Source organism: Candidatus Arthromitus sp. SFB-mouse-Japan (assembly GCF_000270205.1).
In the GTDB taxonomy this organism is placed as follows: Bacteria; Bacillota; Clostridia; order Clostridiales; family Clostridiaceae; genus Dwaynesavagella.
Genome location: NC_015913.1, coordinates 1,363,739 through 1,378,222, shown reverse-complemented (window position 1 = coordinate 1,378,222; position 14,484 = coordinate 1,363,739). Strand labels below are relative to the sequence as shown.

Below are 14,484 nucleotides of genomic sequence, written 5' to 3'. Positions count from 1 at the left end.
TTAAAGGAAGATATGACATGAAAGATTATATAGAAGAAAGGGTTTTAGGTGTTGCAAAATATATAATAGATTCTAAATCTACTATAAGAAAAACAGCTAGAGCCTTTGGAGTTAGCAAAAGCACTATACATAAAGATATGACTGAACGTTTGCCTAAAATTAACCCTTTAATAGCTAGAGAAGCTAAGTATATATTGGATTTAAATAAAGCAGAAAGGCATATACGTGGAGGTAATGCTACTAAAATGAAATATAGTAGTGGAGAAAATTAATAATTGCTACTAATTTAAAGTAAATTATAGATAATATAATAAAATATAGCTTAAAACGAAATAAATAATTATAAAATAGATTAAATTAGTATTGCAAAATCAAATTATATATAATATAATAAAAATGTTGATGGATATTGCTGGCATAGCTCAATTGGTAGAGCAGCTGACTTGTAATCAGCAGGTTGTGGGTTCAAGTCCTATTGCCAGCTCCAGTAACATGGAGGAATTCCCGAGTGGCCAAAGGGGGCAGACTGTAAATCTGTTGTCTTTCGACTTCGCTGGTTCGAATCCAGCTTCCTCCACCATTAAGGGCGCATAGCTCAGCTGGGAGAGCATCTGCCTTACAAGCAGGAGGTCACAGGTTCGATCCCTGTTGTGCCCACCATTTGCTGGCATAGCTCAATTGGTAGAGCAGCTGACTTGTAATCAGCAGGTTGTGGGTTCAAGTCCTATTGCCAGCTCCATGCTTTAATCCTTCTTGATAGAAGGGTTATTTTTTATTTTTTGTGTAAATTTTTATAATCTAGGAGGGTTGATATGAAAAGGTTATTTACTTCAGAATCTGTTACAGAAGGTCACCCAGATAAAATGTGTGATCAAATTTCTGATGGTATATTAGATTTTATATTAGCTAAAGATCCTTTAGCTAGAGTAGCGTGTGAAATTAGTGTTACAACTGGAATTGTAAACGTTATTGGTGAAATTACAACTAATTGTTATGTAGATGTTCAAAGTATAGTAAGAAAAATAGTAAATGATATTGGATATAATAAGGCAGAATATGGTTTTGATTCTAATACTTGTGCGATAGCTAATTTTATACATGGTCAATCATCTGATATAGCTATAGGTGTTGATGAATCGTTTGAAAAAAGAAATGATGTAGTTAGTGAGAATAAATTTATAGGTGCTGGTGATCAAGGCATAATGTTTGGATATGCTTGTAATGAAACTGAGGAATTTATGCCACTTCCTATAATATTGGCTCATAAATTAGCTAAAAGATTGGCAGAAGTTAGAAAAGAAGGTATATTGAATTATTTGAGACCTGATGGAAAAACTCAAGTTACGGTTGAGTATGATGGAGACAAGCCTTTTAGAATTGACACTATACTGATATCAACTCAGCATGATGAAATTGTGACCCAAGATAAGATAAGAACTGATTTAATAAAAAATGTTGTAGAACCCACTATTTCAAAGGAATTATTAGATAATAATACTAAGTATTTGATAAATCCGACTGGACGTTTTGTCATAGGTGGACCTCATGGAGATAGTGGACTTACTGGTAGGAAAATAATTGTTGATACATATGGTGGATTTTCTAGGCATGGAGGAGGGGCTTTTTCAGGGAAAGATCCAACAAAAGTTGATAGAACTGCTGCTTATGGAGCAAGATGGGTTGCTAAAAATCTTGTTGCTTCTGGTTTATGTGATAAGGTTGAAATTCAACTAGCATATGCAATAGGAGTAGCTAGTCCTGTGTCTATATTTGTTGAAACTTTTGGAAGCGAAAAAATAGATAAGAGTAATATATATGATATTATAGATAGAGTTTTTGATTTGAGTCCAGGAGGATTAATAAAAATTCTTGATTTGAGGAGACCTATATATCGACAAGTTGCTAGTTATGGTCATTTTGGGAGAAATGATTTAAATGTTCCTTGGGAGAAATTAGATAAGGTAAATGAAATAAAATCATTATTGAAGAAAGAAGGTATTAGTATTTAGCTAATACCTTCTTTTTTATTCCCATTAACAAATACGTGTTTTATATTTATGTCTTCATCAAATAATACTAGATCTGCATCATATCCTTCTTTTATGAGTCCTTTAGTTAATTGAGTTTTACATATTTTTGATGGATTTATGGTAACAAGTTTTATTATTTCATTAAGAGGGATGTTTAAGTTATTTTTGACATTATATACTGCTTTGTTTAATGTTAATACCGATCCTGCAAGAGAACCATTTTCAAGTCTTGCATTAGAATCTTTAACTATAACATTTTGACCTCCTAATGTGTAGTTTCCATCTTTCATACAGCATGCTCTCATAGCATCTGTTATTAGTACTATTTTATTATTTGATTTAATTTTTATTGCCATGTCTAGTGCGGCATAATGGATATGTATTCCATCTAAAATACATTCAGCTGTAATATTTGAATTTAATATTGCACCTACAACTCCAGGGCTTCTATGAGTAAATGGAGTCATTGCATTGAAGAGATGAGTTGCATGAGATATACCATTTTTAATGCTACATAGAGCTTCTTCATATGTTGCATTAGTGTGACCTATTGATGCGACTATCTTTTTATCGTTTAAATATTTAATTAAATTCGATGCTCCTTCAATTTCGGGAGCTAAAGTTACGATTTTTATAATTTCTTCATAATCTTCAACTATTTCTTTGAAATTATCTATAGATGGTTCTAACAAAAATTCTGGATTTTGTGCACCGATCCTTTCCTTACTAATAAAAGGTCCTTCTAAATGAACACCTAGTATGTTGTTAGGTGATGTATTGTCTTTGATTATTTGATATATATTTTTAAGAGCATTTCTTATATCTTCTTTTGAACATGTCATAGTAGTTGGAAGAAATGATGTTACACCGTGTTTCAATAAAGTATTGGATATCTCTATAATACCTTCATAAGATGCATCCATAGTATCGTGGTTACTTGCACCATGTATATGAATATCTATAAATCCAGGAGATAGGTATAGTCCTTCACCATCTAAAATTTCACCTTCATATCTTGGATTGTGGTTTAAAAATATTTTGTATATTTTGCCGTTTTGTATAACTACACTTCCAGGAACAATTGAATCAGTAAATATCAATTTAACATTTTTTATTAACAATTATTTCAACTCCTTTTTATACATTTTAATTTCATCAGAGTATGCGTGTCAAATAAATGATTAAGATATTTGTGATATAATATATTATATTTTTTTAGGATTATTTATGAGGGGACGAATGAAAAAATTAATAGGTGCTATTAAAAATATTATTTATACTTCTGTTAAGTTCTCTATATTTATACTTGTAGACGATGAAGGTAAAGAAATAATATGTGTATATAATGATAATAATATTAATAGAAATGATTACGTGGAAGTTAATGGGAATTTTGAAATCAATGGTAAATATGGTGAGAGATTTAAAGTTTCCTTTTTAGAGAAGAGGATTTTAAGTGTTACAAATGACATAGAGAGTTATTTATCGTCTTCTTTATTTGTTGGAATTGGTAGGAAAACAGCTAAGAAAATAATTGAGAAGTTTGGAGATCAAACTCTTGATATAATAAATAATTATACTGAAAGATTAAAAGAAGTTGAAGGTATTGGGGAAAAGAAGTTCTTAGAGATAAAAAGTGCTTTGAATAGAGATAAAAATGATAAAGAGATAATTTTAGATCTTATAAATATTGGATTTTCTTTAAATAATGCAAATAAAATTTATAGTTTATTTCGTGAAGAAGCTGTAAATATTATTCGTGAGGATCCATATATGCTTATAGGAAAGATTAATGGATTTGGATTTAAGAAGGTGGATTTAATAGGAAAGAAACTAAATATACCAAATGAGAATTCAAATAGGGTTAGAAGCGGTATATTTTATGTGCTTAAGGATAATTTGAAATTTGGAAATACATTTATATTATATAATGAGATGATTGAGAAAAGTAAAGAGTTATTATGTATTTCTGAAGAAAAAATAATTGAAGTTTATAATGATATTTTATCATGTGGTATTATTGTAGAGAAGGAATTTAACTATGAAAATAGTAATATAAAATGTGTTTTTTTGACAAACATATATATGGCAGAATATGAGATATGTTCAAATTTAATTAGGTTATATATAGGATATAAGGATAAATTTAATATTGATATCTATAGAGATATACTTGAGTTTGAGAATAAGAATGATTTTAAATTTTCGGAAGATCAGATTGAGGCACTAGTTGGCGGTATAAAAAATGGTGTGCATATAATAACGGGTGGACCTGGTACAGGGAAAACAACTATAATAAAATTTATTTTAAGCACACTTCTTAATTATGGATTTAATCCAATAATGGTTGCACCAACTGGGAGAGCAGCAAAAAGAATGATGGAAACTACAGGATTTGAAGCTAAAACTATACATAGAGTTCTTGAAATTTCAACTAGTGATAATGAAGAGTTTGGATATATAGGGAAAAATGAAAATAATAAAATAAAGTGTGATGCTATAATAATAGATGAAGCATCAATGGTTGATGTTTTGATTGCAAGCAAATTATTTGAAGCATTGAAAATAGGAACAAAGATAGTAATAGTTGGAGATGTTGATCAACTTCCATCAATTGGTCCTGGAAATTTTTTAAGAGATATAATAAACAGTGGTATATTTCCAGTTTCATATTTAAATAAAATATATAGGCAAAAGCAAAATAGTTTTATAGTTTTGAATGCTCATAAGATTAATAATGGAGAGGAACTTATATTAAACAAAAAAGATAGTGATTTTTATATTATAAAAGATAGTAGTGAGGAGAATATATGTAAAATTTTAGTAGATTTAGTATCTTTTAGGATACCTAAATTCTTTGAATATAAGATTGATAAGTTAAAAGACATACAGATTTTATCTCCAATAAGAGGAGGAGTATTGGGAGTTTCAAATCTTAATAGTTTACTTCAAGAGAACATAAATCCAAAGGATATTAATAAGGATGAATTAATATATGGGGGAAAATGTTATCGAGTTGGAGATAAGGTTATGCAGATTAAAAATAATTATGAGATTAGAGGATATAATATACATGATGAAGAACAAGCAATAGGAGTGTTTAATGGGGATATTGGGTATATTATAGATATAAACGAAAAAGAATTAAGTATTATATATGATGACAGTAAGGTGTTTAAATATACAAAGAATTTATTAAGTGAAATTGAACATGCTTATGCTATTACTATACATAAAAGTCAAGGGAGTGAATTTCCAGTTATTATATTGCCTATATTTAAATTCTCTAGTATGCTGATGAATAGAAATATATTGTATACAGCGGTTACTAGAGCTAAAAAATATGTTGTATTAGTTGGTGATATAAATTATTTAACATATATGATAAAAAATACTTCAAAGATTATTAGATATTCATCTTTAAAATACTTATTTAATGAAGTGATTAATTTATTAGATAAAAATTAGGAGTGAGTTTAAAATTTTAACGCATAGTAAGAATAATAATATAAATTATAATTTTTATAGCCTAACTAAATGGTTTTCTACATCAGGGGAAGGCATATTAAATTTGGTATCTCATCCATTTTATAATTTATCGAGTATAATTTTATTAATAAATAATCTTTTAAGTAGCAATAAGAAAATATTGTATATAACTCATAATGAGGAATGCGTGAAGAAATTTTTATTGAGTAAAAGAGTTGATGTAGATTCTATAGTTTTTTTAAGTACATTTTTAAATATAGATAGAAGAAATCAATTTGATTTATTAATTGTAGATGATGTGACAGGAATATCTTCAGTTGATGATTATTTTATAAGAGAATATGTTGAAGACATACGTATAAGTAAAAAGATTATAATAAGTATGAAGAAGATGTTTAAGGATAAAGTATTGTATGAAATGAACGAAGATTTGAGTTTATTTAAAGAACCTAGGAGTATACAAACTAAAATAAATTTAAATGAAGATATGCCACATGTCGTATTTGAATTTTTAAAGTGGTTTATGCTTAATAAAACAAAGGTTATACTTATTACTAAAGATGATAAATCATGTTTCAATGTAAGTAAATATATGAGGAAATATAGTTTACTATTTCCTAAGATTAAGAAGATATATATGTATAATGAATTTAAATCTTTTAATGATTTTGTAAATAGAATTAATGATGGATATTATATATATTTGACAACTAGTGAGTATCTTTTAGAATTATATAATTTTATAGTTGATAATCCCATGTATAATAATTTTAACATAATAGTGTTTTTTGCTTGTAGCAGTAAATTTAATTATAAAAGTTTACTTACTATATGTGGGATGTGTAAATTTTTAACAAATCGTAAAAATGAAATTATTTTTGTATCTAATTATGAAAATATAGAAATAATTATGGCAAAAGTAATTTCAAGGAGTTATAATAAGAAACTTTGGGAAAGTGGAGTAAGAAAATATTAGATTTGATTTATCCTAATTTAAATTTGTGTGTAAGTTGTTATGAAAAAATAGATGATAAATTTATTTGTCACGAATGTATGCGGGATATTAAGTTTAATGAGGATTTTAATAGAGTTGATTTTAATGATTTTCATGCATATAATGCTTGCTATTATTTTGGCACTATGAAAAATATAATATACAATTTTAAAATACATAAAGATTTTAGGTCTGGTGAGTATTTGAGTATTATTTTAAACTCTTATATTAAGAAGTTAAATATCAAAATAGATTATTTGAGTTATGTTCCTAGAGATAGGAACAAGATTAAAAAAGAAGGGTTTGATCAGAGTCATTATTTGACTAAGACGTTAAGTAAGAGTTTAGATATACCGTATATTAAGCTTTTATATTGTATTGGTAAAAAACATGATCAAAAAAAGTTAGACATATCGGAGAGAACAGTTAATATAAAGGATAAATTTTTTATAAATAAGCATGTAGATTTGAGTATGTTAAGGAATAAGAAAGTTTTAATTATAGATGATGTAGCGACAACTTATAGTACTTTAAATGAGGTTTGCGGGATTATTAAAAAAAGTACATTTGAAATGGATTTAAGTGTATTGACAATTGCGAAAACTTTAATTTAAAATATAGTAAAGCTAGGTTTGTGGTTGAAAATCGATGCCAGTCGCAGGCGAAACGATCCACGTAAATTAAAAATAGATTTTTAATTATCATGGTGCGGCTTAGGAGTAAGACCTGCCATTTATGTATGAGAGGGTTAGTAGTGAGGAATTAGTTTTTATTAGCGAAAGCTCCAGCAGGCGAGTGTGGGGTAAAAGACCAGGTCAACTAGCTTTAATTTTAAAATAAAGGGGCTTGAGGTTAATGAAAATTGTTATTCATGGTAAGAATATAGAAGTTACTCGTGCGTTGGAAGATGCTATAAATAAAAAATTATCTAAATTAGATAATTATTTTTCACAAGAATTAGAAGCCCACGTTACTCTGAGCGTTGAAAAGAATAATCAAATAATAGAAGTTGGTATTTTATTTAATGGTATATATTTAAGAGCTCAGGAGAGAAATAGTGATTTGTATATTGCTATAGATTTAGTTGTAGATAAATTATATAAGCAAATTCGCAGACAAAAGACTAAGCTTGTTAAGAAATATAGTAATAAAGATATAAGAAGTTTGGATATATTACTTGATAATATAGAAAATGATGATTTAGAAGACGATATTATTATAAAAGTTAAAAAGTTTCCAATTAAGCCTATGTATAAGGATGAGGCAATACTCCAAATGGAACTTATTGGACATGATTTTTATGTTTTTATCAATGCAGAGACGAATGATGTTAATGTGTTATATAGGAGAAAATCTGGTAATTATGGACTTATAGAAGCAGAATATTAATTTTGGGTTAAGGTGTTCAATTGAACACCTTAACCTGTTTATTAAGCATATAGAATAAAAAAATAAATTATATGTTTAATTTTAATATAAAATTAAGATAATATAATTATAAGTGTTAGTGTAGTGTGAGGATGAAAATTAATGGGATTATTAACAAAAATATTTGGTACATATAGCGATAAAGAATTGAAACAAATAAACAAGATAATAAAAAAGATTAATTCTTTAGAGCCATCAATACAAAATTTATCAGATGATCAGTTAAGAGGTAAGACTGATGAATTTAGACAGAGGTATAAGAAAGGTGAATCTCTTGATAAAATGCTTCCAGAGGCTTTTGCTGTAATAAGGGAAGTTTCAAGGAGAGTGATAGGTAAGAGACATTATGATGTTCAATTGATTGGTGGAATTGTATTACATCAGGGGAGAATTGCGGAAATGAAGACTGGAGAAGGAAAGACATTGGTTTCTACACCTCCAGCTTATTTGAATTCTATAACAGGAGAGGGAGTCCACATAATAACTGTTAATGATTATTTAGCACAGAGGGATTGTGAAATAAATAAGCCTATATATGATTTTTTAGGTGTTAGCGTTGCTCCTATAGTTCATGGAATTACATCTAAACAAAGGCAGGAAGCTTATGCTTGTGATATTACATATGGAACAAATAATGAGTTTGGATTTGATTATTTAAGAGATAACATGGTTATATTTAAAGAGGAGAAAGTTCAGAGAGGATTGAATTTTGTAATTATAGATGAGATAGATTCTGTTCTTATAGATGATGCAAGGACTCCTTTAATAATATCTGGTGCTGCAGATAAATCTACTGATTTTTATAGGATAGCAGATTATTTTGCTAAAACTCTTAAGGAAGATGATTATAAGAAAGATGAGAAAACAAATTCTGTAATTTTAACTGATAATGGTGTTAAAAAAGCAGAAACTTTCTTTAGGGTTGATAATTATGCAGACCCTCAAAATATGAGTATACAACACCATGTTTCCCAATCTTTAAGGGCTAACTATGCTATGAAAAGAGATAAGGATTACATTGTTGTAAATGGAAAAGTTGAGATAATTGATGATAATACTGGTAGGGTAATGGAAGGAAGAAGATATGGTGATGGTTTGCACCAGGCTATAGAAGCTAAGGAAGGTGTAAAAGTTGAAAAGGAATCGAAAACGCTTGCGACTATTTCCTATCAGAATTTATTTAGAATGTATAAAAAGTTAAGTGGTATGACAGGTACTGCTGCAACTGAAGAAAATGAATTTAGAGAAATATATAGCTTGGATATAGTAGTTATTCCAACTAATAAGCCTATTAAGAGAATTGATCATTCAGATAAAGTATTTAAAACTGAAGGTGGGAAAATAAAAGCGATAATAAAAGATATTGAGGAAAGTAATTTTAAAGGTCAACCTGTTTTGGTTGTTGCTCCTAGTATTTCTAAGGCTGAGGCCATGTCTGATGAATTGAGAAGGAAAGGAATGAAGCACCAACTTCTAACAGCTAAATCACATGAAAAAGAGGCTGAAATTGTAGCTCAGGCTGGTCAATCAGGAATGATAACAGTTGCAACAAACATGGCTGGAAGAGGTACTGATATAAAGCTTGGTAAGGGTGTTCCGGAAGCAGGAGGTCTTAAAATTATAGGAACTGAAAGAGCAGAATCTCGTCGAGTTGATGGTCAGATGAAGGGAAGAGCTGGGCGCCAGGGAGATCCAGGTAGTTCTAGATTTTATATAAGTCTAGATGATGATTTGATGAGAATATTTGGATCTGATAGATTAAAAGCTGTTGTAGATAGACTTGGGCTTTCAGATGATGATGCTATTGAGAGTAAATTTGTTTCTAAAGCTATTGAGAATGCACAAAAAAATGTTGAGGGTAACAATTTTGATGTCAGAAAATCTCTTATAGGATATGATGATGTTATAAATAAGCAAAGAGAGATAATATATTCTCAACGTTCTAGAGTACTTGAGGGTGAAAATTTAAAGGAACAAATAATTTCTATGATTGAAGATGTTGTTTCATATGAGGTTAATGTACACTTACTTGGATCTGATTCTGAAGAAAATGATTTAAATAAACTTATAGAATATATGGAAATGTTGTATGTTCCTGTTGGGTTAATTAAGCCTGAGATGCTTGAAGATTTAAATACAAAGGAAATAATAAATAAATATGTGTCTATAGCAAAGAAAATATATGCAAAAAAAGAGGAGGAGTTCGGAGAAAAACAGCTTCGTGAGGTTGAGAGAGTAATATTACTTAGAGTTGTTGACCTTAAATGGATGGATCATATAAATAATATGGATCATTTAAAACAAGGTATAGGGCTTAGAGCATATAAACAACAAGATCCAATTCAGGCATATCAATATGAGGGAAGTGCTATGTTTGAAGAGATGATAATGAATATAAAATTGGATACTATCAAGTATTTAATGCACGTTAGAGGTGATAAAGCTCCTCAGAGAGAAAGAGTTGCTAGGGAAACAGGTACGAATGAAACTTCTTCTGATACTAAAGCAAAACCAATTAGGAAAGAAGCTAAAGTTGGAAGGAATGATAACTGTCCTTGCGGGAGTGGAAAGAAATATAAGTCTTGTTGTGGTAAAAATTCTTAAATTTTATTTTAGCTGCTTTTTAGCAGCTTTTTATATACAGAGGAGAAAGTTATGTTTGATTATCAATATTTTAAGAGTGAGCTCAAGGATATAAAGGAGAATTTTGATGTTATAAGGGGGTTTCTTTGACTTAGATAATTTAAATAAGAAACTTGAAGAGTATTCTATTATGATGGAGGATACTAAATTTTGGGACGATGTTGAAAATAGTACTAGAATAGTTAGGATTAGCAAGAGTTTAAAAGATAGAATAGACGAAGTAAATAATTTATCTAAAGATTATGAATATTTATTAGAGTCGTTAGAGCTTATTAAGGATGATAATGATGAGGAATATATAAAGATATTTAAAGATGATTTTTATAAATTTAAAGATCTTATAGATAATCTTAGTATTAGGACTATTTTAAACGGTGAGTATGATAAAAATAATGCTTTTTTAACTATTCATGCTGGTGCTGGTGGAGTTGATGCTCAAGACTGGAGTGAGATGCTTTTTAGAATGTATATGAGATGGGGAGAGGAAAATAAATTTACTTTAAATGTTATTGAGTACACTATAGGTGATGAAGCAGGAATAAAAAGTGCTACTATAAAAATTGAAGGTGAGTATGCTTATGGTTATATGAAGGGGGAAAGAGGCATACATAGACTTGTTAGAATTTCCCCTTTTAATGCTAATGGTAAAAGACAAACATCTTTTGCATCTGTCGAGATTTTACCAGAGATACAGAATATAAAGGAAGTTAAGATAAATGAGAGTGAACTTAAAATTGATACATATAGGGCTAGTGGCGCAGGGGGACAGCATGTCAATAAAACGGAGTCTGCAGTTAGAATAACTCATTTAAAGACAGGTATAGTTGTTCAATGTCAAAATGAGAGGAGTCAGTTATCAAATAAGGAAACTGCGATGAAAATGCTAGTATCTAAATTGATTGAACTTAAGGATAGAACCCATAAGGAGAAACTTGAGGATTTAACGGGTGATCTAAAAGAAATTGGATTTGGGAGTCAAATAAGGTCATATGTTATGCATCCATATACACTTGTTAAGGATCATAGAATGAATGTTGAAATATCAGATATAAATAAGGTGCTTGATGGAGATATTGATATATTTATAAAAAATCATATAAAAGGCTCTATTGATAGAGAAAAGTAAATTTATGACAATGGGAGGAATTAATATGGATATTTCTAAAATTTTATCTAGTGAGTTTTTAATTGATAAAAAATATGTTGATAATGTAATTAACCTATTAGATGAGGGTAATACAGTTCCATTTATAAGTAGATATAGGAAAGAAGCAACAGGTTCTCTCGATGATGTTGTATTAAGAAAATTTGAGGTTAGACTTAATTATTTAAGAAATCTGAATGAAAAGAAAGATAATATTATACGTTTGATTGATGAACAGGGGAAGTTGACAGATGAGATTAGAGATAATATTTTAAAAGCTAATACATTGGTTGAAATAGAAGATGTGTATAGGCCATTTAAACCAAAGAAAAGAACCCGTGCAATTATTGCAGAGGAAAAAGGATTAAAACCACTTTCGGATATCATTTTACATAAAGAGTTTAATGGGGATATTATGAAAGAGAGTGAAAAGTATATAAATGAGGAATTAGGCATTAAAGGTGGACAAGATGCTTTAAATGGAGCTAAGGATATAATATCTGAAACAATTTCAGATAATGCAGATTTTAGAAAATTTATTCGTAATTATATATTTGAGAATGGAATTATTGAAACATGTGGAGAAAGTGATAAGAGGACTCAATATGAGGGATATTACGAATATAGTGAAAAAGTAAGGGTGATACCTCCTCACAGGATATTAGCTATTAATAGAGGAGAGAAAGAGGGAATTTTAAAAGTTAAGATATCTTTCGGAGAAAGTGAAATTATAAATAGGATATTTTCTAATATTATGGTTGAGAATGAAAAATGTAATGAATTAATATTAGAGGCTATAAATGATTCTTTAAAAAGACTTATAGTACCTTCGATTATCAGAGAAATTAGAAAGGATTTAAGCATAGAGGCAGAAGATGGTGCAATTATTATATTTAAGGAGAATTTAAAAGCGCTGCTTATGCAGCCTCCAATAAAAAATAAAGTTGTCATGGCGATTGATCCTGGATTTCGTACTGGTTGTAAAGTTTGTATATTAAGTGATACAGGAACATATTTGGATTCGACTACTAATATATCCAAATGAGCCTGTTAAAAAAGTTGAGGAAAGTAAGAAAAAGTTAAAGGAGTTAATTTATAAATACAACGTAAGTTTAATTTCGTTAGGAAATGGTACTGCAAGTCGTGAAACTGAAGAAATTGTTGGTGAAATTATAAATGAGGTTAAGAAAGAGAAGGGTATAGATTTATCTTATGTAATAGTATCAGAAGCTGGAGCTTCTGTTTATTCAGCCTCTGAACTTGCAAGTAAAGAGTATCCTGATTTAGATGTTACTATAAGAGGAGCAATTTCAATAGGAAGGAGATTGCAAGATCCTTTAGTTGAACTTGTTAAAATAGATCCTAAATCAATAGGTGTTGGACAGTATCAGCATGATATAAATGGTAAGAAATTAGAAGAGTCGCTTAAAACTGTGATAGAGGATTGTGTAAATTCGGTTGGAGTAGATTTAAATATGGCAACACCTTCTATATTATCATATATTTCCGGAATAAACGCATCTATTGCTGAGAATATTGTAAAGTACAGAGAAGAAAATGGAAAGTTTAAAAGTAGAGCAGAACTTTTAAAGGTTAAACGTCTAGGTAATAAGGCTTATGAACAATGTGTTGGATTTTTAAGAATAAGTGATGGAGAAAATGGTCTTGATAATACTTCAGTTCATCCTGAAAGTTATGATGCTACAAAAAAGCTTTTGAATATGTTTGATTTGGATATAGATGATTTAAAGTATCGTGGGAAGATAGTTGATCTAGATGAGAGGTTTAAAAAACAAAATAGTTTTGAAATATCTAAAATGTTAGGTATTGGAGAGATTACGTTGAGAGATATAATAAAAGAACTTAAAAAACCTGCTAGAGATCCAAGGGAAGATTTACCGGAGCCTATATTTAAAAAGGGAGTTTTAACTATGGATGATTTAAAAGAAGGAATGATACTTGTTGGTACTATTAGAAATATTTCTGATTTTGGAGCTTTTGTAGATATTGGAGTTCATCAAGATGGATTAGTACATAAGTCTCAGATATCTGATAAATTTATAAGACATCCATTAGATGTAGTAAAATTAGGTGAGATTGTTAATGTTAAGGTACTTAAAATAGATAAAGAAAGAAATAGAATTTCTTTAACAATGAGAGTATAATAATTATTATAGGTGTATTAATGTATGAAAAATTTTAAATTTAATAGTAAGATTAAAATATGTATTTTGATATCTTTATCAGTTGTTCTTATGTATTTTAGATTGAGCGTTCCATTTTTACCAAATTTTTTAAAGTTTGATCTATCAGATATACCGATATTTTTTATAACTATAATATTTTCTCCTATTTGGGGTGTTATATCTTTAGCATTAAAAAATTTATTGGTGTGTTTTACTATGGGAAGTTTTACTTTTGGCATAGGGGAGCTTGCAAATTTTTTGATGGGGGTTTTTTTTATAATTCCGGGAGCATATTTTTATAAAAAATTTGATGGAAATAAGAAATATATTTTTAGTTTATTATCTGGAATGATTGGACTTACTTTAGCAGGAGTTATATTAAATGCTACGGTAATATTACCTGTTTATGTAAAATTATTAGGGGTTGAGTTAAGTTCTTTTATTGGGGAAGGAAATACATTGTTAAAATTTTTGATTATATATATCGTTCCGTATAATATAATAAAATCTATGATAGTGTTCTTCCCAACCGTTGCTATTATTGCTAGACTCAAAAAATAAATTCTAGGA

At 29.0% G+C, this 14,484-nt stretch carries 10 protein-coding genes, 4 tRNA genes and 1 pseudogene; 14 read left to right on the top strand and 1 reads right to left on the bottom strand.

The genetic code is table 11. The features are described from left to right. The first annotated feature begins 17 nt into the window (after window positions 1–17). The 6 genes from spoIIID (at window position 18) to metK (ending at window position 2,009) form a co-directional block, all read left to right on the top strand. Window positions 18–272 carry a sporulation transcriptional regulator SpoIIID gene (gene spoIIID / locus SFBM_RS06555; protein ID WP_007439744.1) on the top strand — a complete coding sequence of 85 codons (255 nt, stop codon included), beginning with the start codon at window positions 18–20 and terminating at the stop codon, window positions 270–272. A 139-nt stretch (window positions 273–411) separates the two neighbouring features. Then, window positions 412–487: transfer RNA gene (locus SFBM_RS06550), tRNA-Thr, on the top strand. Between the two features lie 7 nt (window positions 488–494). Continuing rightward, a tRNA-Tyr gene (locus SFBM_RS06545) sits at window positions 495–580 on the top strand. Window positions 581–584: 4 nt separating this feature from the next. Continuing rightward, window positions 585–660, top strand: a tRNA-Val gene (locus tag SFBM_RS06540). Window positions 661–663: 3 nt separating this feature from the next. Then, window positions 664–739, top strand: a tRNA-Thr gene (locus SFBM_RS06535). Window positions 740–812: 73 nt separating this feature from the next. After that, window positions 813–2,009 (top strand): methionine adenosyltransferase, encoded by a 1,197-nt coding sequence (gene metK, locus SFBM_RS06530; RefSeq protein WP_005805361.1) that lies wholly within the window; start codon window positions 813–815, stop codon window positions 2,007–2,009. On the opposite strand, the gene nagA is transcribed toward metK, so the two are convergent. Next, window positions 2,006–3,151, bottom strand: coding sequence for an N-acetylglucosamine-6-phosphate deacetylase (nagA, locus tag SFBM_RS06525; protein WP_005805363.1), 1,146 nt, complete (start codon window positions 3,149–3,151; stop codon window positions 2,006–2,008). The genes metK and nagA overlap by 4 nt on opposite strands. 118 nt (window positions 3,152–3,269) lie before the next feature. On the opposite strand from nagA, the gene recD2 reads away from it, so the two are divergent. From recD2 to SFBM_RS06485, 8 genes and pseudogenes are all read left to right on the top strand, one after another. Further along, complete coding sequence (gene recD2, locus SFBM_RS06520; RefSeq protein WP_007441125.1) at window positions 3,270–5,498, top strand: SF1B family DNA helicase RecD2; 2,229 nt, start codon at window positions 3,270–3,272, stop codon at window positions 5,496–5,498. A gap of 208 nt (window positions 5,499–5,706) precedes the next feature. Next, entirely contained in the window at window positions 5,707–6,495 is a 789-nt protein-coding gene (locus SFBM_RS06515; RefSeq protein WP_005805366.1) for a hypothetical protein, read from the top strand. Then, the gene (locus tag SFBM_RS06510; RefSeq protein WP_005805367.1) at window positions 6,468–7,127 is read left to right on the top strand and encodes a ComF family protein; all 660 of its coding nucleotides are present in this window, start codon (window positions 6,468–6,470) and stop codon (window positions 7,125–7,127) included. The genes SFBM_RS06515 and SFBM_RS06510 overlap by 28 nt, the downstream gene beginning before the upstream one ends. A gap of 241 nt (window positions 7,128–7,368) precedes the next feature. After that, on the top strand, window positions 7,369–7,902 hold the full coding sequence (gene hpf / locus SFBM_RS06505; RefSeq protein ID WP_005805368.1) for a ribosome hibernation-promoting factor, HPF/YfiA family: 534 nt from the start codon (window positions 7,369–7,371) through the stop codon (window positions 7,900–7,902). Between the two features lie 141 nt (window positions 7,903–8,043). Continuing rightward, a complete protein-coding gene (secA, locus tag SFBM_RS06500; RefSeq protein ID WP_005805369.1) occupies window positions 8,044–10,545 on the top strand; it encodes a preprotein translocase subunit SecA in 2,502 nt (833 codons plus the stop codon). Window positions 10,546–10,596: 51 nt separating this feature from the next. Beyond that, window positions 10,597–11,710 (top strand): peptide chain release factor 2 gene (prfB, locus tag SFBM_RS06495; protein ID WP_193761054.1). Its coding sequence is split into 2 segments (ribosomal slippage): window positions 10,597–10,659 and window positions 10,661–11,710, totalling 1,113 coding nucleotides; the frame shifts between segments, so codons are not numbered across the junction. 25 nt (window positions 11,711–11,735) lie between these two features. Beyond that, a pseudogene (locus SFBM_RS06490) lies at window positions 11,736–13,893 on the top strand (Tex family protein). 24 nt (window positions 13,894–13,917) lie between these two features. Next, a complete protein-coding gene (locus SFBM_RS06485; protein WP_014018052.1) occupies window positions 13,918–14,475 on the top strand; it encodes an ECF transporter S component in 558 nt (185 codons plus the stop codon). Window positions 14,476–14,484 lie beyond the last annotated feature (9 nt).